Consider the following 21041-nt stretch of genomic DNA (forward strand, 5'->3'; position numbering starts at 1 on the left):
ACAAGGAACCGGCTTATGACTTACCTGCGGCATCCGCAACAGATTGAGCAGCAAAGCATGGCGATCATCGGCGACATTATCGCCCGCGAGCGTCCGGACTACCGTTTCGCCGATGCGGCGCAGGAAGCGGTGATCAAACGGGTGATCCACACCACCGCGGATTTCGACTGGCTGGACGTGCTGTGGTTTACGCCGCAGGTGCTGACGCGCATCGCCGACGGCCTGCGCGCCGGCTGCGTGCTCTATACCGATACCACCATGGCGCTGTCGGGGATCAATAAAACCCTGCTGGCGCGACTGGGCTGCGAATGCCGCTGCTTTATCAGCGATCCCCGGGTGGTGGCGCGGGCGCAGGCGGAAACCATCACCCGCTCGATGGCGGCGGTGGATATCGCGCTGGATGAGCCGGGCGACAAGCTGTTCGTCTTCGGCAACGCGCCGACCGCGCTGTTCCGCTTACTGGAGCGCCAGGCGTCGCCGCTGGCGGTAATTGGCGTGCCGGTGGGATTCGTCGGCGCGGCGGAGTCGAAAGAAGCGCTGATGCGCAGCGGGCTGCCGTGCATCGCCGCGGCGGGACGCAAAGGGGGCAGCAACGTGGCGGCGGCGATCGTCAACGCCATTTTGTACCCTATCCGGGAGACGCTGTGAAAAACCATCCGCAAAATTCCGGCGCGCAGCTGGATACGGTGTGGCACAAGGGCAGGCAGTACCGCAAAGGCTACACCACCGGCTCCTGCGCCACCGCCGCGGCGAAAGTGGCGGCGCTGATGGCGCTGCGCCAGCAGGTGATCGATCAGATCTCCATCGTCACCCCCTCCGGCGTCACGCTCTATCTCAACGTGGAGCAGCCGCTGATTGAAGGCCAATGCGCCACGGCGGCGATCCGCAAGGACGGCGGCGACGACGTGGACGCCACCCACGGCATGCTGATCTTTGCCCGGGTGACCCTGCGCGAGCACGCCGACATCCGTATCCGCGGCGGCGCAGGCGTCGGCACCGTGACCCGCAAAGGCATCGGCCTCCCGGTGGGCGGCCCGGCGATCAACCGCACCCCGCTGCAAACCATCGAAGCCGGCGTCCGCGAGGCGATCGGCCCGGCGCGCGGCGCGGAAGTAGAGATTTTCGCCCCGGAAGGCGAAGAGCGGGCCAAAAAAACCTATAACGCGCGGCTGGGGATCCTCGGCGGCATTTCCATTATCGGCACCACCGGTATCGTCACGCCGATGTCGGAAGAGAGCTGGAAGCGTTCGCTGGCGCTGGAGCTGGAAATGAAGCGCGCCGCCGGCGAGGACCGGGTCATTCTGGTGCCCGGCAACCACGGCGAGCGCTTTGTGCGCGAGCATCTGGGCCTCGACGCGCAGCGGGTGGTGACCATGAGCAACTTTGTCGGCTACATGTTGCAGGAAGCGGTGCGGCTGGGCTTCCGCCAGGTGACGCTGATCGGTCATCCCGGCAAGCTGGTGAAGGTAGCGGCCGGCATTTTTCACACCCACAGCCATATCGCCGACGGGCGCATGGAAACTCTGATCGCCCATCTGGCCCTGATGGGCGCGCCGCATGATTTATTGCTGGCGGTGAATCGGTGCGACACCACCGAGGCGGCGATGGAGCTGATCGCCGAGCGCGGCTTTCAGGCGGTGTACCCGCGTCTGGCGCAGCGGATTTGCCAGCGGGTGGACGAGATGCTGCGTTTTTCCGCCTCGCCGCCGCGCGTCGATGCCGTGCTGTTCGCTTTCGATAATAGCGTGTTGGGAACCAACCGCCCGCTGCCCGACATTCTGGAGGCGCTGCGATGATCGTGGTGGTGGGCATCGGGCCCGGCGCGCTGGCGCATCTGACGCCGGAGGCGCAGCGGGAGATTGCGCGCGCCGAGGTATTGGTGGGCGGCGCCCGGCATCTGGCGCTGTTTCCCGCTTTCGCCGGCGTTACCCGGCGGCTTGACGCCGATCTGCCCGCGCTGGCGGCGTGGCTCGACGGGCAAAAGCACCGTCGGGTGGTGGTGCTGGCCTCCGGCGATCCGCTGCTGTACGGCATCGGCAAGCTGCTGTGCGCCCATTTCGCCGCGGCCGATCTGCGCCTGGTGCCCGGCATCAGCGCGGTGCAATACCTCTGTTCCCGCGCGGCGCTGGATATGAACGATCTCTACCTTACCAGCAGCCACGGCCGCGAGCCGGATTTCGACTGGATTTTGCAGCATGACAAGGTGGCGATGGTGACCGACGGACGCATCGGGCCGCGCGCCATTGCCGACGCCATCCTGCAACGCCGGCTCGTCCGCACGCTGATTATCGGCGAGAACCTCTCCCTGCCGGATGAGCGCATCCACCGCCTGCAGCCGCAGGCGGTGGCGCAACGCTATGACATGAACGTGGTGGTGATCCTCAATGAAAGATGAAGAATTTTTACGCGGCCGGCGCGTTCCGATGACCAAAGAGCCGGTGCGCTTACTGGCGCTGGAACGGCTGGAACTGGAGGAGGCGGCGCTGCTGATTGACGTCGGCGCCGGAACCGGCAGCGTGGCGCTGGAGGCGGCGCGGCGTTTTCCCCGGCTTCGGGTCGCGGCGATTGAGCGCAACGCGGCGGCGCTGGCGCTGATTGAGGAAAATTGCCGCCGTTTCGGCTGCCGCAATGTGGAGATTATCCCCGGCGACGCGCCGCTGCCGCTGGAGGTCACGGCGGACGCGGTGTTTATCGGCGGCAGCGGCGGCCGGCTCACCGCGCTGATTGACTGGGCGCTGGCGCACCTGCGCCCCGGAGGCCGTCTGGTGCTGACCTTTATCCTGCTGGATAACCTCAATCAGGCGCTGGCGCATTTGGGGCAACTGCCGGTGAGCGCGCTGGAATGCACGCAATTACAGGTTTCCGCGCTGACGCCGCTGGGCGACGGCCGTTATTTTAAACCGGCCAACCCGACCTATCTTATTTCTTGCCGCAAGGAGGCAAACCATGCTTGAACAGGCAGAAATCACGCCTGACGTGAGCAACGCCAAAAACTTTGATGCCCGCAAGGTGTGGTTCGTGGGCGCCGGGCCCGGCGACCGCGAATTGATTACGCTGCAAGGCTATCGCCTGTTGCAGCAGGCGGACGTGGTGATCTACGCCGGGTCGCTGATTAATACCGAATTGCTCGACTACTGTTCGCCGCAGGCGGAATGCCACGACAGCGCCGCGCTGGCGCTGGGCGAAATCGTCGAACTGATGGTGAACGGCGTGCGCGCCGGCAAGCTGGTTGTGCGGCTGCAAACCGGCGATCTCTCGCTGTATGGTTCGATTCGCGAGCAGGGGGAGGCGCTGGCGCAACAGGATATCGGCTTCGTTTCGGTGCCGGGCGTCAGCGCGTTTCTGGGGGCGGCCGCCCAGCTCGGGGTGGAATACACCGTGCCGCAGGTGGCGCAGAGTCTGATTATCACCCGCATTGAGGGGCGCACGCCGATGCCGCCGCTGGAACAGCTGGAGGCGTTCGCCGCGCACCAAACCTCGATGGCGATTTTCCTGTCGGTGCAGAATATCGACGGGGTGACGGCACGGCTGATCGCCGGCGGCTATCCGGCAACCACGCCGGTGGCGGTGGTGTACAAGGCCACCTGGCCGGAAAGCCGCACGGTGCGCGGCACGCTGGCGGATATCGCCGGACAGGTGCGCGCCGCCGCCATCTGCAAAACCGCGCTGATTCTGGTGGGCGCCTTTCTCGGCGATGAGTACCACTTTTCCCGCCTCTATGACGCGGAGTTTAGCCATGAATACCGCCCGGCCTGAATCGATAGCGCTGTTCTGTCTGACGCCCGGCGGCGTACGTCTCGCCCGGCGCATCCGGGCGCATATGCCGCTGACCTGCTTTACCAGCGAAAAACTGCTGGAGCCGGGATTTATCGCCTTTGACGGCAGCTTCGCCGACACCCTGCGCGCCGCCTTTCAGCGCTACGCCGCGCTGGTGGTGGTCGGCGCGACCGGCATCGCGGTGCGGGCGATTGCGCCGCTGTTAAACGACAAGCTGAGCGACCCGGCGGTGGTGGTGATCGACGAACGGGGGCAGCACGTTATCAGCCTGCTCTCCGGCCACGTCGGCGGCGCCAACGCGCTGACCCGCCGTCTGGCGGATCTGCTGGGGGCCGATGCGGTGATCACCACCGCCACCGATGTTAACCAGTTGGCGGCGCTGGATACGCTGGCCGCGGAGTTGGAGGCGGAACTGGCGGATTTCCGTGCGGCGGTAAAAACGGTGAACCAGATGCTGGTCAGCGGGCAGCGCGTCGGGCTGTGGTGGGACGAGCCGCTGCTCGGCGAGCGCTCGCGCTGCGATGTGCGCGGGTTTATCCCGGCGGCGCGTCTCGATGCTTTGCCGCCGCTGGACGCGCTGGTATGCGTCACCCTGCGCGACCGGCTGCCTGAACTGCCGCTGCCGGTTTTCAAGCTGGTGCCGCGCCGGGTGGTGGCGGGGATCGGCTGCCGGCGGAACACCGCGCTGCAAACGCTGGAGGAACTGCTGTCGCGGCAGCTGGCGGAAAACCGGCTTGATCCGCTGGCGCTGCGGGCCATCGGCAGCGTCGATATTAAACGGGACGAACCGGCGCTGCAGCAGCTGGCGCAGCGCCGCGGCGTGCCTTTTACGCTGTTCGGCGTCGATGCGCTGCGTCCGCATGAACGGCGTTTTCCGGCCTCCGAATTTGTGCGCCGCACGCTGGGCGTCGGCAGCGTTTCGCAACCGGTGGCCTGGCTGATGAGCGGCGGCAACCTGATTGGCCCTACCCTGCGTCAGCAGGGGGTCACCATTACTTTAGGAATAGCTTTGGGAGTAGCGCAATGTTAACCGTAATCGGCATAGGGCCGGGCAGCGAAGCCATGATGACGCAGGAGGCCATTGCGGCGATTCAGCAAGCGGAAATCGTGGTGGGATACAAAACCTACACCCATCTGGTGAAACGCCTGACCGGCGACAAGCAGGTGATCAAAACCGGCATGTGCAAAGAGATCGAACGCTGTCAGACGGCCATCGATCTGGCGCTGTCAGGCCGCAACGTCGCGCTGATCAGCAGCGGCGACGCCGGTATTTACGGCATGGCCGGGCTGGTGCTGGAACTGGTCGGCCGGCAGCGTCTCGATCTGGAGGTGCGGCTGGTGGCGGGCATCACCGCCAGCATCGCCGCCGCGTCGCTGCTGGGCGCGCCGCTGATGCACGATTTCTGCCATATCAGCCTGAGCGATCTGCTGACGCCGTGGCCGGTGATTGAAAAGCGCATCGTCGCGGCGGCGCAGGCCGACTTCGTGATCTGTTTCTACAACCCGCGCAGCCGCGGCCGCGAAGGGCATCTGGCGCGGGCGTTCGAACTGATGGCGCCCTGGACGGCGGCGCAGACGCCGGTCGGGGTGGTCAAGGCGGCGGGACGCAAGAAAGAAGAGAAGTGGATCACCACCTTCGGCGCGATGGACTTTACGCCGGTGGATATGACCAGCCTGGTGATCGTCGGCAATAAAACCACCTACTGCCGCGACGGGCTGATGATCACCCCCAGAGGCTATGAACTGTGAGCGGCCCGGCGATCCATATCTTCGGCGGCACCAGCGACGCCCGGCTGATTTGCCGGGCGCTGGACGCCGCCGGCGAGCGCTACCGGCTTTCCGTCGCCACGGCGACGGGCGCACAGCTGGCGGGCGACATTGCGGGCGAGGTGGTGGTCGGGCGGATGGATGCGGACGCCATAACGGACTACCTTGCCGCGCGGCGGGTGCGCTGGGTGATTGACGCTTCGCACCCCTACGCCGACGCGCTGCATCACAACGTGGCGGCGGCCTGTCGCCGTTTATCTCTGCCGCTGACCCGCTATCAGCGGCCCAGCGACATCGACGCCATCGACCATCCGCTGCTGCACAAGGTGGAGAGCCTCGACGCGGCCTGCGCCGTCGCCCGTTCGCTGGGGCCGCGCGTACTGCTGACCACCGGCAGCAAGGAACTGGCGGCCTGGCGGCAGCGGCTGCCGGAAAAATACCTGCTGGCGCGGGTGTTGCCGACGGCGGCGGTGCTGGCGCAGTGCGAGGCGCTGGGGCTGGGCGTGGAGCAGATTATCGCCCAGTGCGGGCCGTTCAGCGCCGAATTTAATCAGGCGCTGTATCAACACTGTCGGCCGGACGTGGTGATCACCAAAGAGTCCGGCGCGCCGGGCGGCTACCGGCAAAAGGCGGCGCCCTGTCTGGCATTGAATATTCCCTGCATCGTGGTGCGCCGTCCCGCGGCGTCGGCGGACGCGCAGGAACAGGTCGCCACGCTGGAGGCGTTTATCCGGCGGCTGGCCGACTGGCAGAGACAACGAGGAAAATAGTATGAAAAAAGCACTGCTGATTATCAGTTTCGGCACCAGCTACCCGCAAACCCGGCAGAAGAACATTGACGCCTGCGAGCGGCATCTGGCGGCCGCCTATCCCGAACGGGAGCTGTTTCGCGCCTTTACGTCGGAAATGATTATCCGCAAGCTGCGGGAGCGCGACGGCCTGCGGGTGGATAACCCGGCTCAGGCGCTCGACCGGCTGGCGCAGGCGGGCTACCAGGACGTGGCGGTGCAGTCGCTGCACGTGATCAACGGCGATGAGTATGAAAAGGCGGCTACGGAGGCGCGGGCGTTTGCGCCCCGTTTCCAGCGGCTGGCGCTGGGCGCGCCGCTGCTCAGCGGTTTTGATGACTACCGGCAGGTAATGAGCGCGCTGCGCGGGCAGATGCCGCCGCTGGCCGCCGATGAGCGGGTGGTGTTTATGGGGCACGGCGCCAGCCATCACGCCTTTTCAGCCTATGCCTGCCTCGATCACCTGATGGCGTCGCAGCAGTTTCCCGCGCTGGTGGGGGCGGTGGAAAGCTATCCGGAGATCGACCATATCATTCTGCGCCTGCGACAGCAGGGGGTGCGTAAAGTCCACCTGATGCCGCTGATGCTGGTGGCGGGCGATCACGCCGTCAACGATATGGCGTCGGACGAGGAGGCGTCGTGGAAATCACGGCTCGAGGCGGCGGGGATCGCCGTCCAGTGCTGGCTGCAGGGGCTGGGGGAAAACCCGCTGATCCGCGAGATGTTCGCCCGGCATCTCGACGCCGCGCTGCGCCGCAACGACCGGGAGGCGGCATGACGCGCGGCAGGCTGTACGCCCTGGGCGTCGGCCCCGGCGCCGGCGATTTGATCACCGTGCGCGCCGCCCGTCTGCTAGGCACCCTCGATATTCTGTATGCGCCGGCGGGACGCAAAGGCGGAGACAGTCTGGCGTTATCCATCGTGCGCGAGTATCTGGCGCCGGCGACGGAAATCCGCATCCGCCATTTTCCCATGAGCGCCGAAAACGACGAGAAAGAAGCGGTGTGGGACGAGATGGCGCAGCGGCTGACGGACGACGTCGCCGACGGCAAGCGGGTGGGTTTTATCACCCTGGGGGACGCGATGTTGTTCAGCACCTGGGTGTTCCTGCTGGCGCGGATTGGGCGGCAGCCGTGGCTGGAAATCGTGCCGGGGGTGACTTCTTTCGCCGCCATCGCCGCGCGCGCCGCGCTGCCGCTGGCGATGGAAAAACAGTCGCTGGCGGTGATGCCCTGCACCGCGCCGCCGGCGCAGCTGGAGCAGGCGCTTCGCAGCCATGACTGCGTGGTGCTGATGAAGGTCTACGGCCATTTCGCCGCGGTGCGCGAGCTGCTGGCGCGGCTTGATCTTTTGGATCACGCCCTGCTGATGTCCGACGCCTCGCTGCCGGGCGAACGGTGCTGGCGCCGTCTGGATCGGGTCGGCGACGAGCAGAAATTACCCTATTTCTCCACCATTCTGGTGAATAAACGGGTCAGGCAGGAAGAAGACGATATGGCGTAGAGCACGGCGCTTCCGGTGTTCCCGGCGTCACCGGCGCGCGTCTCCGGCGTCACCGGCGCGCGTCCCCGGCGTCATCCCCGCGCAGGCGGGGATCTGCTCCAGCAGCGGCGCCGCCATTGGAAAGATTCCTGCCTGCGCAGGAATGACGGAGGGGGGGGGAATAGCGGCGTAAATATAAAAACTCAACAATGAATTCGACAAATCCTGGCGTTCTGAGGAGTAACCAATGGAACAACAACTAAAGAAACTCTCGCTATCCGCGCTGGCGGTAGCGCTGTTACTGATGCTGGCGCCGCAGGAGGCGTTCGCCATGCATATTATGGAAGGCTTTCTGCCGCCGCTGTGGGCGCTGGCCTGGTGGGTGCTGTTTCTGCCCTGCCTGTTTCTGGGCCTGATGCGGCTACGCCGGATCGTCAGCGAGGACGGCAACCAGAAAGTACTGCTGGCGCTGTGCGGCGCGTTTATTTTCGTGCTTTCGGCGCTGAAAATCCCCTCGGTGACCGGAAGCTGCTCGCATCCCACCGGCGTCGGCCTGGCGGTGATCCTGTTCGGCCCGGCGGTGGTGGCGGTGCTGGGGGCGATCGTGCTGCTGTTTCAGGCGCTGTTGCTGGCGCATGGCGGCCTGACCACCCTGGGCGCCAACGGCATGTCGATGGCGGTCATCGGGCCGGTGGTCGGCTATCTGGTGTGGCGGCTGGCCTGCAAGGCCGGGCTGCGCCGCGACGTCGGGGTGTTCCTGTGCGCCATGCTGGCCGACCTGACCACCTATTTCGTCACCTCGCTGCAGCTTGGCGTGGCGTTCCCGGACCCGCAGTTGGGCATAACCGGCTCAATGCTTAAATTTATCGGCATCTTCTGCCTGACGCAGATTCCCATCGCCATCGCCGAAGGGCTGCTTACCGTGATGATTTACGATCAACTCACCAAACGGCAGATTATCCGTGCCGGGAGTCACTAAGATGAAAAAGACCTTAACGCTGTCGGCGCTGGTGATTGCGCTGGTCATTCTGCCGTTTTTTATTCCCCACGGCGGCGAATATGGCGGCTCCGACGGCGAGGCCGAAACGCTGATTACCCAGACCGCGCCGGACTATCAGCCGTGGTTCGAACCGCTGTATGAGCCCGCCAGCGGAGAAATCGAAAGCCTGCTGTTCACCCTGCAGGGATCGCTGGGCGCCGCGGTGATTTTTTACATCCTGGGCTACTATCGGGGCAGGTACAGCGGCCATGCTGGGAATTGATAAGCTGAGCTACCGGAGCCGCTGGAGCCAGGTAGGGCCGATGCGCAAACTGGCGCTGTACCTGCTGTTTTTGACGCTGGCGATGAGCTGCCCGCCGCTGTATCAGGCGTTGCTGCTGGGCTTTATCGCCGTATTCACCTGCTGGCTGTTGCGGGTCGGGCCGCTGCGCTATCTGAAGTGGCTGGCGGTGCCGCTGGGGTTTCTGCTGGTGGGGCTGATCGCTATTGTGCTGTCCATCGCTCATCGGCCGGATACCCTGCTGTGGAGCGTACCGCTGGGGCCGCTGTGGTTCGGCGTCGACCCGCAGGGGCTGCACGTCGCCAATCACACCTTCTGGCGCAGTTTGGCCGCGCTGTCGGCCACTCTGTGGTTTGTGCTGAATACGCCGTTTCCGCAGCTGATTCAGCTGCTGCAACGCTGCCGGGTGCCGAAGCTGCTGATTGAGCAGATCATGCTGACCTGGCGCTTTATCTTTATTTTTTTCGATGAGGCGATGGCCATCCATCGCGCCCAGTCGCTGCGCTTCGGCTACGTTTCGCTGAGCAGCGGCTACCGCTCGCTGTCGATGCTGGTGGGCATGCTGTTTATGCGGGTGATGACGCGCTACCAGCAGATGGTTATCTCGCTGGAGGTTAAACTGTATCAGGGGGATTTCCACCTGTGAGGAAAGGTCAGAAATGTTAGCGACCCGACAATTGAGTTTCCGCTATCAGGACGAACAGGTGCTGCAGGAGCTGTCACTGGATTTCGGCCGGCATGCGGTCACCGGGCTGGTGGGGGCGAACGGCTGCGGTAAATCGACGCTGTTTATGAATCTGACCGGGCTTTTGCGGCCGCAGGCCGGGGCGGTGCTGTGGAACGGCCGGCCGATTGATTACGGCAAGGCGGAGCTGCGCAGGCTGCGCCAGCAGGTCGCCACCGTATTTCAGGATCCGGAACAGCAGATTTTCTATACCGATATCGACAGCGATATCGCCTTTAGCCTGCGCAATCTCGGGGTTGATGAGGGGGAAATCGCCCGCCGGGTGGACAAGGCGCTGACGCTGGTGGACGCCCAGGCGTTTCGCCACAGGCCGATTCAATATCTTAGCCACGGCCAGAAAAAACGCGTGGCCGTCGCCGGCGCGCTGGTGATGGAGGCCGATTATCTGCTGCTCGACGAGCCGACCGCCGGGCTGGACCCGTCCGGGCGCGAGCAGATGATCGCCATTATCGGGCGTATCTCGGCGCAGGGGAAACGGGTGATTATTTCCAGCCATGATATCGATCTGATCTATCAGGTTTGCGACTATGTCTACGTGATGTCGCACGGCCGGGTGGTCGGCGAGGGGGAAACGGCGACGGTTTTCCTGCAACGGGAGCAGCTTCAGGCGGCGGCGCTGGTCCAGCCCTGGCTGGTCAAACTGCACTGCGAACTGGGGCTGCCGCTGTGTAAAACCGAGCAGCAGCTGTTTGCGCAACTGCGCCGGTTGCGCGGCGGGGCAACGCCATGAGCCTGTCCGTGATGTTGCAGGGCACCGCCTCCGACGTGGGGAAAAGCGTGCTGGTGGCCGGACTGTGCCGGATTTTCGCCCAGGACGGCTACCGCTGCGCGCCGTTCAAGTCGCAGAATATGGCGCTGAATTCGGGCATCACGCCGCACGGCGAGGAGATGGGGCGGGCGCAGATATTCCAGGCGGAAGCCGCCGGCATCGAACCCGACGTGCGGATGAACCCGGTATTGCTCAAGCCCACCAGCGATCGCAAATCACAGGTGGTGCTGATGGGAAAAGCGGTCTGCAATATGGATGCGGTGAGCTATCACCAGTATAAGCCGCAGTTGCAGCAGCAGATTTATCAGGTGTACCACAGCCTCGCCGGCGAGTATGACGTGATGGTGCTGGAAGGAGCGGGCAGCCCGGCGGAGATCAATCTGCGCGATCGCGATATCGTCAATATGGGCATGGCGGCGATGGCCGATGCGCCGGTGCTGCTGGTCGCCGATATCGATCGCGGCGGGGTGTTCGCCGCCATCTACGGCACGCTGGCGCTGCTGCGTCCGGAGGAAACAGCGCGGGTGAAAGGGGTGATCATCAATAAGTTTCGCGGCGACGTCGCCTTGCTCCGGCCGGGGCTGGCGCAGATTGAAGAACTGACCGGGGTACCGGTTATCGGGGTAATGCCGTGGCTGGATATAACGCTGGAGGACGAGGACGGCGTGGCGCTGCAAACCGGCAAATACCACGCTGGCGCGGCGGAAAAGGCGTTGGATATCGCCGTCGTCCGGCTGCCGCATATCGCCAACTTCAGCGACTTTAACCCGCTGGTCGCGCAGTCGGACGTCAATCTGCGTTATGTCGCCGAACCCTCGGCGCTGGCGGGGGCGGATCTGCTGATCCTTCCCGGCAGCAAAAATACCCTGGGCGACCTGCAGTGGCTGCAACGGAGCGGTTTCGCCCAGGCGCTGCTCTCGCAACATCAGGCCGGCGTGCCGATCGTCGGCATATGCGGCGGCTATCAGATGTTGGGCCGGCGGATTATCGACGGGGTGGAGTCGGACGTGGCGCAGATGGACGGCCTGGGACTGCTGGACGTGACGACCGAGTTTGCGGTGGAAAAGGTGACCACGCGGGTGAGCGGCCGCTGCGGCGACGCGCTGCCGGGCATTTTTTCCGCCGGCGCCGGCAAAGCGCTTAGCGGTTATGAAATTCATATGGGCGCTTCGCGTCTTGGCGACGGGGCAAGGCCGTTTGCCCGTCTGACCCTGAGCAACGGCCGGTCGGTGGATTACAGCGACGGGGCGGTAAACGAGGACGGCAGCGTGATCGGCAGCTATCTTCACGGCCTGTTTGATAACGGCGAGTTTACCCGCACGCTGCTGGACGCGCTGCGCCGGCGCAAAGGCATCGCGCCGTTTGCGGGCGAGGCCTTCGATTACGCCCGCCACAAACAGCGGCAGTTCGATATTCTGGCGGCAGCCATGCGGGAACATATTGATATTGAAGCGATATACGGGTTTATGGCAGCCAACTCCTCCCCCTGACAAGCGGGAGGCCGGGAGGGGGTAATGAATGGCAACGCAGATTCTTCGCCACTAGTTCTACTATAAGTAAATATCCAGAACAGGAGCAGCATGTGATCTTGATTACCGGCGGCGCCCGAAGCGGCAAAAGCGCCCTGGCGGAAAAGCTGGCGGCGCGGCGGCGCGACAAGGTGCTGTATATCGCCACCTCGCTGGTGACCGACAACGAAATGGCCGAGCGCGTACGGCTACACCGGGCCAGTCGTCCGCACCACTGGCGCACTTGGGAAGGCTATCGCGATCTCGACCGGGTGATAACGCAGCAGGCCGCGCCCGACGAAGCGGTGATCCTGGAGTGCGTCACCACCATGATCACCAATCTATTGTTTGAACAGGCGGGCGATACGCCGCCCGAACGGATGGATTTCCCGGCGATAGAAGCGCTGATCCAGCAGCAGATAGCGGCGTTGATTGCGGCCTGTACGCACAGCGCCGCGCCGATCTACCTGGTCACCAACGAGCTGGGCATGGGCATTGTGCCGGAAAACCGGCTGGCGAGGCATTTCCGCGATATCGCCGGACGGGTTAACCAGCGTCTGGCCGCCGCCGCCGAAGAGGTCTATCTGGTGGTGTCGGGGATTGAGGTAAAAATCAAATGAGTCTGCGTCTGTTTCTCGCCACGCTGCAATTTATGACCCGGATCCCGGTGCCTGAACGCTGGACCCAGGGGCTGGATATGGGGCAGTACGTACGGGGCATCGTCGGTTTTCCCGTTATCGGCCTTATCGTCGGCGGCCTCGCCGGCGCGGTATTTATGGCGCTGACGCCGTGGAGCGGGGTGCCGCTGGCCGCGCTGGGCTATGTGCTTGCGCTGGCGCTGATTACCGGCGGCTTCCATCTCGACGGTCTGGCGGACACCTGCGACGGGGTGTTCTCCGCCCGCACGCGCGAAAAAATGCTGGAAATTATGCGCGACAGCCGGCTCGGCACCAACGGCGGACTGGCGCTGATTTTTATCGTGGTGGGCAAGGTGCTGGTGGTCAGCGAACTGGCGCTGCGCGGCGCCTCGATGCTGGCGCTGCTGACGGCGGCTTCGGTGGCCGGACGCAGCGCCATTGTGCTGCTGATGTACCGTCAGCGCTACGCCCGCGAAGGGCAGGGGCTGGGGAATCTGTATATCGGCCGGGTGAGCGGCGGCCAAGCGCTGGCGACGCTGCTGGGCGGCGCGTTGCTGGTGGGGCTGTTGGGCCATATTCAGGCGCTGACGGCGTTCGGCGTCACCCTGATTGTTATCTGGCTGCTGGGCATCTACCTGCGCCGGCGTCTGGGCGGGCAAACCGGCGACACGCTGGGCGCCGCGGCGGAGCTTGGCGAGCTGGCGTTTTTACTGGCCCTGCTGTGACCACGGAAAATCCGTCGCCGCGGGGAAAGCGGCGACCGACGAAACATTGAGGGAAAAAGATGCGGCTATTTCTGGTCAGACACGGTCAGACCGAGGCGAACCTCAGCGGGGTATTTTGCGGCGCGACGGATATCTCGCTGACGGATAACGGCGTGGCGCAGGCGCGGCGGGTATCCGCCTGGCTGGACGAGGTTGTTTTTTCGTCCGCGGTCAGCAGCGCGTTACTGCGGGCGAAGCATACCGCCGCCATTGTGCTGGCGGCGCGGGAGATCGCGGCCGTGGCTGATGCCGCGCTGAACGAGATGCATTTCGGCGACTGGGAAATGCGTCATCACCGCGACTTGCAGCATGAGGATGCGGACGGCTGGGCGGCCTGGGTGGCGGACTGGCAGCAGGCGCGTCCCACCGGCGGCGAGTCTTTCCCGGCGTTTGCAAAGCGGGTGGAAGCTGTGGCGCAGGCGTTGCTGACGCGCAAAACCGGGGATAATCAGCTGATCGTCGCGCATCAGGGGGTATTAGGCCTGCTGCTGGCGACGTGGTTGAATATGCCTCCCGCCGCGATGTGGCATTTTCCCTTTGAACAAGGCGCCTACAGCGTGCTCGAAGTGCAGGATGGCTTTGTCACGCTGCGGGCATTTAATCATCGCTCCCGATGGCAGGCTGAATAACGAGAAAATAGTATGCAACTCTCCCCGCAACACGATATTTCACAGTTGGTTAATGCCATCACGCCGCTGGACGGCGACGCCATAAACCGCGCGGCGACCAGGATTGACGGCCTATTGAAGCCTTTGGGCAGCCTCGGCCGGCTGGAGCAGTTGGCTATCCAGCTCGCCGGTATGCGCGGGTTGTCCGGGCATCAGGTCGTCCGTAAACAGATTATGGTGATGGCCGCCGATCACGGCGTTTATCACGAAGGGGTGGCGATTTCGCCGCGCGCGGTGACGGCGATTCAGGCGGCCAATATGGTCAAGGGTATTACCGGGGTGTGCGTGCTGGCGGCGAACGCCGGCGCGGAAGTCAAGGTGGTGGATGTCGGCATCGACGGCGATCCCATCCCCGGCGTGATTAATATGAAGGTACAGCGCGGCAGCGGCAATATTCGCCGCGGCGCGGCGATGACGCGGGCGCAGGCGGAAGCTTTGCTGCTCGACTGCGCCCGGCTGACCATGCGGCAGGCGGCCGAGGGCGTACGGGTGTTTGGCGTCGGCGAGCTGGGAATGGCGAACACCACGCCGGCGGCGGCGATAATCAGCGTATTGACCGATAGCGATCCGCAAGGGGTGGTCGGCATCGGCGCCAATTTCCCCGATCACCGGCTGCATCATAAAGTGGCCGTGGTGCGTGACGCCATTACCGTTAACCAGCCCAACGCCCATGATGGTATTGACGTGCTGGCAAAAATCGGCGGTTTCGATCTGGTGGGCATGGCGGGCGTCATACTGGGCGCGGCGGCGTCCGGGCTACCGGTGGTGCTGGATGGTTTCCTCTCCTATGCCTCGGCGCTGGCCGCCTGCCGCATCGCCCCGCGGGCGCGTGACTATCTGATCCCTTCCCATCTCTCGGCGGAAAAAGGCGCGCTAATCGCGCTGCGCCATCTGCAACTAGAACCCTATCTGCAATTGGGCATGCGGCTCGGCGAAGGCAGCGGCGCGGCGATCGCCATGCATCTGATCGATGCGGCCTGCGCGATGCATAACAATATGGGACAGCTGGCGGACAGTTATATTGTTTTGCCGACATAGTATAAATCCGCCTTCCCGCCTATCTGTCGGGTATAACTCCCGCGGGATTTCCAGAAAAATATCTTGTTAATGTTTTTATATTTAACTTGATGATATTAAATACAAAATAAGTTTTTACATAGTTCATCCTACGGCGTAAGAAATTACGCTGAGGTGGACGACCCCGCGAATGCGCCGCAGGACGCGGCGCAAGCCAGTGCCGCGTCGGACAAAAACGCGGGGAGCGTTTTTGAACAGCACTTGTGCTGGCCCGTTAGGGCGAGTCCCATGGATGGGACGAGTATTCCGCGTCACTGGCGGTTCGGGAAAGGGGGCGACCGCCGAAAGCATCGCGTCAGCGACGTGATTTCAGCCACAGCCCGGGTCCGGAGGGTGGTGGCGCTTGAACCACCCTGCGTCGGGCGCGTGCTGCGACATAGCAGAGAAATGGCGGCTTTATCGCGCACGAAATATCCTCCGATGTGACATATGCGAGTTCATGGGAATACCTCAGGTATAACGCCCGGTCGGTTATCTATCAACCGACGACAAAAAATGTGCTTGTTTGTGACCTGCCATTCCTGACGGTCACCCTCGCGGGCCGTAGCGGGGCGAGGTCAAGAACTGGAAGTTTTTTATCGTCGATTGGCGTTATTCATCTACGCTATATGGGAAACGCCATCTTTGCTGTCTGCTGTCATCAGATAGCGCAATAAATAGTTAATAAGGAAATGTATTGTTAATTGATATATTAGCGACGCAATTGATTTTCATACCAAACAAACTATTAACACCCTATGCACATAGTCACTCTGGTAATTTATTGTTTTGCTTATGAATGTTTGCATTGATATTATCTTTTTGATTTTTAAGTTCTTTTGTTGCCTACCTCAAAAAAATTAATTTTATTGTTGCAAACACAACATATTTGCACTTTACTGTAATAACTGAATCATTCAGGACGGTTTATGAATTTCTCTGCATTGGTTAGCGAACGTTTTTCAAGTCTTACTCCGGCACAACAGCTTATTGCTCGTTATATTGAAAGAAACAAGGAACGGGTAGCCTTTATGACGGCCAGGCAGCTGGCAGGCGCCATTAATGTCAGTGACGCCGCGGTGGTAAGATTCTCCCGGGCGTTGGGATATCGCGGCTATGCGCACCTGCGTGAGGATCTGGGAGAGGCGCTGATTGAAAATATTGGATTAAGCGGCGTATATCAACAGATTCCAATATCATCAAGCGACGCTGAGTTAAAAGAATGCGTTTTTGCCAATGGCAGTTTGCTGATGAGTCAAACTTCAGCGTTGAATCAGCCTGAAACGGTTGTTCGCATTGCTGAAAAAATGGTTTCCGCCAGACGTATATGGGTGACCGCGCATGGTACAACGCATGCCTTGGCTTCTTATATGGCGATGCAGCTCAACGTATTGAAAGATGCGGAAGTGCTTGATATCGGGCATGGTGATATCGCCGATCGTATAAGGCATATTAATGAAGGCGATGTCGTTATCGGCATAGGGTATGAACGCTATATCCCATATACCACTGAAATGATGCAACTTGCTCGTATGCGAGGCGCTTATGTTGTCGCATTTACCGATCGCTCATCTTCTCCTTTAGCGAGGGAAGCGGAGGAAACGCTTTACATTGCCCGCAGCATGTCAAAAATCGGGCGCTGGTCCCAGATAGGCACAATGATCATTGCTGATTGGTTAATATCGCAAATGGTTGTAATTGATAAGGAAAATATAAATAAAAGGCTGCAGGAATCAGATAAGATATGGGAATTTCTCGGCCATTGGAAAATGTCAACACCAAGGAAACACCGATAATAAAATATAAAATGCTTAATAAAAGCAATTAATAAAAAATTTAATAAAATTTGAGTGCTAACATCAGAAAGGAGCTTTTTCGTTATATATCAAAGGATAGTGGATATGAGTAATAAAAAGGAAGGTCTGCTTTCCCCTGCGCAGGGGGTAACGGGGGGAGATATCAACGCCTCCCGGCGGGATCTGATAAAGAAAGGGTCGATTCTTGGCGCTGGTATGGCGCTTGGCGCTTTCTCTATGCCTGTTGCGTTTGCCAAGGGTGATAGAGAAGTGATTGTAAGGGGGCTGGGCGGCGCTTATCAGGACGCCATGGATATCGCCGTTCATAAGCCTTTCACCGCAGCCACCGGAATAAATGTCAGAGTTATACCAGCAACGGGATCACAGATACTGGCTATGTCAAAAACCGGCAAAGTGAGTATCGATGTTTTGGACCTAAGCGATATTACGCAATTTAATTTGGATAATGCCGGGATATTGGCGCCGATTAATTACTCCGCAATGAAGTTCAGCAATCCTGATGATATTATGCCGGAGTTGCGCCATCCCAATCTGGTCGGCAATCTTCTTTACGCTTCAGTGATGGTTTACAACACTGACGTGTTCAGTGATAAATCCCATCCCAAAAATTGGGCAGAGTTCTGGGATGTTAAGCAATTTCCAGGCCCGCGCACATTAGCTGATATGCGTACGAGTTCGACCGAATTAGAGTTCGCTTTGCTGGCCGATGGGGTGGACAAAAACCAGCTTTACCCGATTAATATCGAACGTGCTTTTGCCTCTCTAAGTAAAATCAAACCGCATGTTGCAAAATGGTGGGATACTGGCGCGCTCTCTGCTCAGCTATTGGAGCGCAAAGATGCGGTACTCGGCGCGGTGTGGAATGGTCGCGTTCAGACGCTGATCGACCAAGGCGCGCCGTTGGCGATCGAATGGAATCAGGCAAAACAGCAAGTACAGTATTGGAGCGTGGTTAAAGGCGCGCCTAACCCGGAAAATGCCCAGTTGTTTATTGATTTTGCTCTGCAGCCGGAAGTACAGGCCAATATCACTCAGCATATTGCCTATGGCCCGACCAATAAAAAAGCTTTTGACTTTGTGCGTCCAGAAGATTTGGTGAAATTACCGTCTAATCCGGATTATTATGCCAACACGTTCGTACGAGATGCGCGGTGGTGGGCTGATAATATGGAACAAGTGAGTAAAGTCTGGCAACAGTGGTTTCTGGGCCAGGGGTAATGAGTATTGCCAATCTGTCATTCCGTTCCCGCAATGTGGGAACGGAAATTCGCTTGCAAGGCATTACCCGGCTGTTTGGTCAAACTATTGCTGTAGATGACGTGAATTTGACTATCGAGCCGGGTGAGTTCGTTACCTTGCTGGGCGCCAGCGGTTCAGGCAAAACCACAACGTTAATGATGGTGGGAGGATTTACCGATCCTTCCTCCGGTCGGATTTTGTTAGGCGGTAAAGATGTCACCGATATGCCGCCCGCTAAACGAAATCTGGGGGTGGTATTTCAGAACTACTCGCTATTTCCTCATCTTTCGGTGGCTCGTAATCTGGCATTCCCGCTGGAGATGCGCGGAGAGTCGCAGGGTACGATCAGGAAAAAAGTAGCGGACGCATTGGATATGGTGCAGTTAGCCGATAAGAGCCATCGGTTGCCGCGTGAATTATCTGGTGGTCAACAGCAGCGGATTGCTCTGGCACGGGCGCTGATTTTTGAACCTCAAGCCCTATTGATGGATGAACCGCTGGGCGCGCTGGATAAAAAGCTGCGTGAGCATATGCAGCTGGAAATCAAGCGATTACATACATCGTCAGGTTTTACCGTGTTGTTTGTCACCCACGATCAGGAAGAAGCTCTCACACTTTCCGATCGCGTTGCGGTAATGCAGGATGGGCGAATCGCACAGATTGACTCTCCCAGGTTTTTATATGAACGGCCGCAGAATCGGTGGGTTGCCGAATTTATCGGGCGATCCAATTTCATTGGCGGCCGCATTCATATGGTTCAGACGAGCGGGTATGATGTCACTCTGGATAGTGGGGAGTTGATAAGCGGCACTGGCGTAAAGAATCTTGTTGGTGGTCAGCGGGTTTTTGCGGTGTTACGGCCAGAGAAAATTCGTTTGGCAGCACCGGGTTCGCTACCGGTAAAAGCTATCGTCACCGATGTGCTTTATCTGGGACATACGGTAAAAGTGACGCTGCGACTCAATGATGGGACCGAGTTGCTGGTTCAGGCGCAGAATATTCATCTGGAAAAAGCCCTTATGCCGGGAGTGGATGTTTCTCTTGGCTGGCAACCGGAAGATTTATGGTTTATTGCCGGGGAACAGGCGTAGTGGCAGCGACGGTATCGTTATCCCGCAGAAACAGGAAGCTCTGGCTTCTGTTGGCGCCGTCACTCCTGGCATTGTCAGCGTTCTTTATTTACCCATTGATAAAAATGCTGGCTTTTAGCTTATACGGCCCGGAGTTTACCTGGAAACATTATTTACGGATTATCCATGAGCCTGTCTGGATTAACGTGCTGTGGATTACCCTGCGTATTTCCCTGTGGGTGACGCTAAGCACGCTAATGCTGGGGTATCCGCTAGCCTGGTTTTTGACAAGGTTAAGACCACGGATAGCCAATATTTTTCTGATTATTGTCATTATTCCTTATTTTACCAGCGTGTTGGTACGAACCTATGCGTGGATGGTGCTATTGGGGACGGAAGGCATAGTAAACCGCTGCTTGATCGCGATTGGCCTGGTGGATGAACCGCTTAAGCTGATGTACTCCTCAACCGGGGTGCTGATTGGTATGACTTACATTTTGTTGCCTTATATGGTTTTGGCTCTTTACAGCGTATTGCGTGGCATTGATCTAACATTGCTCTACGTAGCAGAAAGTCTGGGAGCATCGCGCATCAGGGCTTTTTGGCGGGTGATTGTCCCGCTCTCTTTACCGGGGATTGCCGCGGGCGGGTTGCTGGTATTTATTATGGCGCTAGGGTTTTTCATCACACCGGCTCTGATGGGCGGTCCGCAGCAGACAATGATCTCCATGGTCATTGAAAGCCAGATTGAAACCTATTTTGACTGGGGATTCGGCTCTGCGCTGTCATCGGTATTGTTAGCCTGTACGCTATTGTTGTTCTGGCTATACCAGCGCCTTGTCGGGTTGGAGCGGTTGTTTGAGGCAAAGCGATGAATACCGGCAGACCTGGAGTGTTTTCGCTGATTATGGCGCTATTGGCGCTGTTATTTCTGATATTGCCCATCGTGATTATTTTCCCTCTGGCGTTTAACGATGCGAACTATCTGGCTTTTCCACCGACTGGGCTTTCCCTGCGTTGGATGGAAAAAGTCTTGACCAACGCCGACTGGCTACATTCATTGTGGTTGAGTTTTCGTATTGCCATTATGTCAACCATTCTGGCAATGATCTTAAGCGTGTTGATGGCAATGGCATTGGTCCGCTTTCGTTTCAAGGGTAAGACAATTATCTATGCGCTGATATTACTTCCCATGATCGTTCCCAATATTATTTCCGCGCTCTCGCTATTTTTTTTATTTTCCAATATCGATATATTTAATAGCATTACTGCTATTGTTATCGGCCATGCCATAATTTCATTACCCGTTGCGACGATTATTATTTCCTCCACCTTGCAGGGAATAGACAGCCAGCTTGAATATGCAGCCATGAGCCTTGGCGCCAGCGGTTTTACCGTGCTGAAACGTATTACTTTTCCGCTTGCCGCTCCAGGGATGATCGCTGCGGCGATATTCTCCTTTCTCAGTTCTTTTGATGAGCTGCTTATTTCCATGTTTATGGCAGGAAATAATATGCAGACACTGCCAGTTCGTATATGGGATAACATTCAGTTTGAATTGGAACCGACCATAGCCGCAGTAAGCGTATTGCTGATATTGATTACGGTTGTCATGCTACTGACGGCCAACCTTATGACAAAGCGATAATAATCACCAGGAAGATTGATAGGAA

General features: G+C 59.6%; 25 protein-coding genes. 24 read left to right on the top strand and 1 reads right to left on the bottom strand.

Annotated elements, in window-relative coordinates; genetic code table 11:
* The first annotated feature begins 15 nt into the window (after positions 1-15).
* The 10 genes from MFP24_RS05565 to MFP24_RS05610 are packed head-to-tail and all read left to right on the top strand — an operon-like array spanning position 16 to position 7835.
* The gene (locus MFP24_RS05565) at positions 16-648 is read left to right on the top strand and encodes a cobalt-precorrin-8 methylmutase (protein WP_249229583.1); all 633 of its coding nucleotides are present in this window, start codon (positions 16-18) and stop codon (positions 646-648) included.
* Positions 645-1796: a cobalt-precorrin-5B (C(1))-methyltransferase CbiD gene (gene cbiD, locus MFP24_RS05570; protein ID WP_249229584.1), complete on the top strand. Its 1152-nt coding sequence runs from the start codon at positions 645-647 to the stop codon at positions 1794-1796. Before MFP24_RS05565 ends, cbiD begins: the two co-directional genes overlap by 4 nt.
* A complete protein-coding gene (locus MFP24_RS05575; RefSeq protein WP_249229585.1) occupies positions 1793-2395 on the top strand; it encodes a cobalt-precorrin-7 (C(5))-methyltransferase in 603 nt (200 codons plus the stop codon). Before cbiD ends, MFP24_RS05575 begins: the two co-directional genes overlap by 4 nt.
* Positions 2385-2954, top strand: coding sequence for a decarboxylating cobalt-precorrin-6B (C(15))-methyltransferase (locus MFP24_RS05580; RefSeq protein WP_249229586.1), 570 nt, complete (start codon positions 2385-2387; stop codon positions 2952-2954). The genes MFP24_RS05575 and MFP24_RS05580 overlap by 11 nt, the downstream gene beginning before the upstream one ends.
* Complete coding sequence (locus MFP24_RS05585; RefSeq protein ID WP_249229587.1) at positions 2947-3756, top strand: cobalt-precorrin-4 methyltransferase; 810 nt, start codon at positions 2947-2949, stop codon at positions 3754-3756. The genes MFP24_RS05580 and MFP24_RS05585 overlap by 8 nt, the downstream gene beginning before the upstream one ends.
* Positions 3737-4807, top strand: a complete 1071-nt coding sequence (cbiG, locus tag MFP24_RS05590) for a cobalt-precorrin 5A hydrolase (protein ID WP_249229588.1) — start codon at positions 3737-3739, stop codon at positions 4805-4807. Before MFP24_RS05585 ends, cbiG begins: the two co-directional genes overlap by 20 nt.
* Positions 4801-5526 (top strand): precorrin-3B C(17)-methyltransferase, encoded by a 726-nt coding sequence (locus tag MFP24_RS05595; protein WP_249229589.1) that lies wholly within the window; start codon positions 4801-4803, stop codon positions 5524-5526. Before cbiG ends, MFP24_RS05595 begins: the two co-directional genes overlap by 7 nt.
* Positions 5523-6314, top strand: coding sequence for a cobalt-precorrin-6A reductase (locus MFP24_RS05600; RefSeq protein WP_249229590.1), 792 nt, complete (start codon positions 5523-5525; stop codon positions 6312-6314). Before MFP24_RS05595 ends, MFP24_RS05600 begins: the two co-directional genes overlap by 4 nt.
* A gap of 1 nt (position 6315) precedes the next feature.
* A complete protein-coding gene (cbiK, locus tag MFP24_RS05605) occupies positions 6316-7110 on the top strand; it encodes a sirohydrochlorin cobaltochelatase (RefSeq protein WP_249229591.1) in 795 nt (264 codons plus the stop codon).
* Positions 7107-7835, top strand: a complete 729-nt coding sequence (locus MFP24_RS05610) for a cobalt-factor II C(20)-methyltransferase (RefSeq protein WP_249229592.1) — start codon at positions 7107-7109, stop codon at positions 7833-7835. The genes cbiK and MFP24_RS05610 overlap by 4 nt, the downstream gene beginning before the upstream one ends.
* A 27-nt stretch (positions 7836-7862) precedes the next feature.
* Here the strand turns inward: MFP24_RS05610 and MFP24_RS05615 are convergent, their stop codons facing one another.
* The gene (locus tag MFP24_RS05615; protein WP_249229593.1) at positions 7863-8024 is read right to left on the bottom strand and encodes a hypothetical protein; all 162 of its coding nucleotides are present in this window, start codon (positions 8022-8024) and stop codon (positions 7863-7865) included.
* A gap of 37 nt (positions 8025-8061) precedes the next feature.
* Between MFP24_RS05615 and cbiM the strand changes: the two genes are divergently transcribed.
* From cbiM to MFP24_RS05685, 14 genes are all read left to right on the top strand, one after another.
* Positions 8062-8793, top strand: coding sequence for a cobalt ECF transporter S component CbiM (gene cbiM, locus MFP24_RS05620; RefSeq protein ID WP_249229594.1), 732 nt, complete (start codon positions 8062-8064; stop codon positions 8791-8793).
* Position 8794: 1 nt separating this feature from the next.
* Positions 8795-9076, top strand: coding sequence for an energy-coupling factor ABC transporter substrate-binding protein (locus MFP24_RS05625; RefSeq protein WP_249229595.1), 282 nt, complete (start codon positions 8795-8797; stop codon positions 9074-9076).
* The gene (locus MFP24_RS05630) at positions 9063-9740 is read left to right on the top strand and encodes an energy-coupling factor ABC transporter transmembrane protein (RefSeq protein ID WP_249229596.1); all 678 of its coding nucleotides are present in this window, start codon (positions 9063-9065) and stop codon (positions 9738-9740) included. The genes MFP24_RS05625 and MFP24_RS05630 overlap by 14 nt, the downstream gene beginning before the upstream one ends.
* A gap of 13 nt (positions 9741-9753) precedes the next feature.
* The gene (locus tag MFP24_RS05635; protein ID WP_249229597.1) at positions 9754-10569 is read left to right on the top strand and encodes an ATP-binding cassette domain-containing protein; all 816 of its coding nucleotides are present in this window, start codon (positions 9754-9756) and stop codon (positions 10567-10569) included.
* Positions 10566-12098, top strand: a complete 1533-nt coding sequence (locus tag MFP24_RS05640) for a cobyric acid synthase (protein WP_249229598.1) — start codon at positions 10566-10568, stop codon at positions 12096-12098. Before MFP24_RS05635 ends, MFP24_RS05640 begins: the two co-directional genes overlap by 4 nt.
* Positions 12099-12190: 92 nt before the next feature.
* Positions 12191-12736: a bifunctional adenosylcobinamide kinase/adenosylcobinamide-phosphate guanylyltransferase gene (cobU, locus tag MFP24_RS05645; RefSeq protein WP_249229599.1), complete on the top strand. Its 546-nt coding sequence runs from the start codon at positions 12191-12193 to the stop codon at positions 12734-12736.
* Positions 12733-13479, top strand: a complete 747-nt coding sequence (gene cobS / locus MFP24_RS05650; RefSeq protein WP_249229600.1) for an adenosylcobinamide-GDP ribazoletransferase — start codon at positions 12733-12735, stop codon at positions 13477-13479. Before cobU ends, cobS begins: the two co-directional genes overlap by 4 nt.
* A 59-nt stretch (positions 13480-13538) precedes the next feature.
* Positions 13539-14147 (top strand): adenosylcobalamin/alpha-ribazole phosphatase, encoded by a 609-nt coding sequence (locus MFP24_RS05655; protein ID WP_249229601.1) that lies wholly within the window; start codon positions 13539-13541, stop codon positions 14145-14147.
* Between the two features lie 12 nt (positions 14148-14159).
* Positions 14160-15224: a nicotinate-nucleotide--dimethylbenzimidazole phosphoribosyltransferase gene (cobT, locus tag MFP24_RS05660; RefSeq protein ID WP_249229602.1), complete on the top strand. Its 1065-nt coding sequence runs from the start codon at positions 14160-14162 to the stop codon at positions 15222-15224.
* A gap of 947 nt (positions 15225-16171) precedes the next feature.
* Positions 16172-17038: a MurR/RpiR family transcriptional regulator gene (locus MFP24_RS05665; protein ID WP_249229603.1), complete on the top strand. Its 867-nt coding sequence runs from the start codon at positions 16172-16174 to the stop codon at positions 17036-17038.
* Between the two features lie 105 nt (positions 17039-17143).
* Positions 17144-18277 (top strand): ABC transporter substrate-binding protein, encoded by a 1134-nt coding sequence (locus MFP24_RS05670; RefSeq protein WP_249229604.1) that lies wholly within the window; start codon positions 17144-17146, stop codon positions 18275-18277.
* Positions 18277-19389: an ABC transporter ATP-binding protein gene (locus tag MFP24_RS05675; RefSeq protein WP_249229605.1), complete on the top strand. Its 1113-nt coding sequence runs from the start codon at positions 18277-18279 to the stop codon at positions 19387-19389. The genes MFP24_RS05670 and MFP24_RS05675 overlap by 1 nt, the downstream gene beginning before the upstream one ends.
* Positions 19389-20243, top strand: a complete 855-nt coding sequence (locus tag MFP24_RS05680; protein WP_249229606.1) for an ABC transporter permease — start codon at positions 19389-19391, stop codon at positions 20241-20243. The genes MFP24_RS05675 and MFP24_RS05680 overlap by 1 nt, the downstream gene beginning before the upstream one ends.
* The gene (locus tag MFP24_RS05685) at positions 20240-21016 is read left to right on the top strand and encodes an ABC transporter permease (RefSeq protein ID WP_249229607.1); all 777 of its coding nucleotides are present in this window, start codon (positions 20240-20242) and stop codon (positions 21014-21016) included. Before MFP24_RS05680 ends, MFP24_RS05685 begins: the two co-directional genes overlap by 4 nt.
* Positions 21017-21041: the final 25 nt, after the last annotated feature.

The organism is Brenneria tiliae (genome assembly GCF_023347575.1).
In the GTDB taxonomy this organism is placed as follows: domain Bacteria; phylum Pseudomonadota; class Gammaproteobacteria; order Enterobacterales; family Enterobacteriaceae; genus Brenneria; species Brenneria corticis.

Bases quoted from the DNA above. Each gene is read 5' to 3' on its own strand.
- MFP24_RS05565 (WP_249229583.1), top strand. From the start codon at position 16: ATGACTTACCTGCGGCATCCGCAACAGATTGAGCAGCAAAGCATGGCG.
- MFP24_RS05575 (WP_249229585.1), top strand. From the start codon at position 1,793: ATGATCGTGGTGGTGGGCATCGGGCCCGGCGCGCTGGCGCATCTGACG.
- MFP24_RS05580 (WP_249229586.1), top strand. From the start codon at position 2,385: ATGAAAGATGAAGAATTTTTACGCGGCCGGCGCGTTCCGATGACCAAA.
- MFP24_RS05585 (WP_249229587.1), top strand. From the start codon at position 2,947: ATGCTTGAACAGGCAGAAATCACGCCTGACGTGAGCAACGCCAAAAAC.
- cbiG (WP_249229588.1), top strand. From the start codon at position 3,737: ATGAATACCGCCCGGCCTGAATCGATAGCGCTGTTCTGTCTGACGCCC.
- MFP24_RS05595 (WP_249229589.1), top strand. From the start codon at position 4,801: ATGTTAACCGTAATCGGCATAGGGCCGGGCAGCGAAGCCATGATGACG.
- cbiK (WP_249229591.1), top strand. From the start codon at position 6,316: ATGAAAAAAGCACTGCTGATTATCAGTTTCGGCACCAGCTACCCGCAA.
- MFP24_RS05610 (WP_249229592.1), top strand. From the start codon at position 7,107: ATGACGCGCGGCAGGCTGTACGCCCTGGGCGTCGGCCCCGGCGCCGGC.
- cbiM (WP_249229594.1), top strand. From the start codon at position 8,062: ATGGAACAACAACTAAAGAAACTCTCGCTATCCGCGCTGGCGGTAGCG.
- MFP24_RS05625 (WP_249229595.1), top strand. From the start codon at position 8,795: ATGAAAAAGACCTTAACGCTGTCGGCGCTGGTGATTGCGCTGGTCATT.
- MFP24_RS05630 (WP_249229596.1), top strand. From the start codon at position 9,063: ATGCTGGGAATTGATAAGCTGAGCTACCGGAGCCGCTGGAGCCAGGTA.
- MFP24_RS05635 (WP_249229597.1), top strand. From the start codon at position 9,754: ATGTTAGCGACCCGACAATTGAGTTTCCGCTATCAGGACGAACAGGTG.
- MFP24_RS05640 (WP_249229598.1), top strand. From the start codon at position 10,566: ATGAGCCTGTCCGTGATGTTGCAGGGCACCGCCTCCGACGTGGGGAAA.
- cobS (WP_249229600.1), top strand. From the start codon at position 12,733: ATGAGTCTGCGTCTGTTTCTCGCCACGCTGCAATTTATGACCCGGATC.
- MFP24_RS05655 (WP_249229601.1), top strand. From the start codon at position 13,539: ATGCGGCTATTTCTGGTCAGACACGGTCAGACCGAGGCGAACCTCAGC.
- cobT (WP_249229602.1), top strand. From the start codon at position 14,160: ATGCAACTCTCCCCGCAACACGATATTTCACAGTTGGTTAATGCCATC.
- MFP24_RS05665 (WP_249229603.1), top strand. From the start codon at position 16,172: ATGAATTTCTCTGCATTGGTTAGCGAACGTTTTTCAAGTCTTACTCCG.
- MFP24_RS05670 (WP_249229604.1), top strand. From the start codon at position 17,144: ATGAGTAATAAAAAGGAAGGTCTGCTTTCCCCTGCGCAGGGGGTAACG.
- MFP24_RS05675 (WP_249229605.1), top strand. From the start codon at position 18,277: ATGAGTATTGCCAATCTGTCATTCCGTTCCCGCAATGTGGGAACGGAA.
- MFP24_RS05685 (WP_249229607.1), top strand. From the start codon at position 20,240: ATGAATACCGGCAGACCTGGAGTGTTTTCGCTGATTATGGCGCTATTG.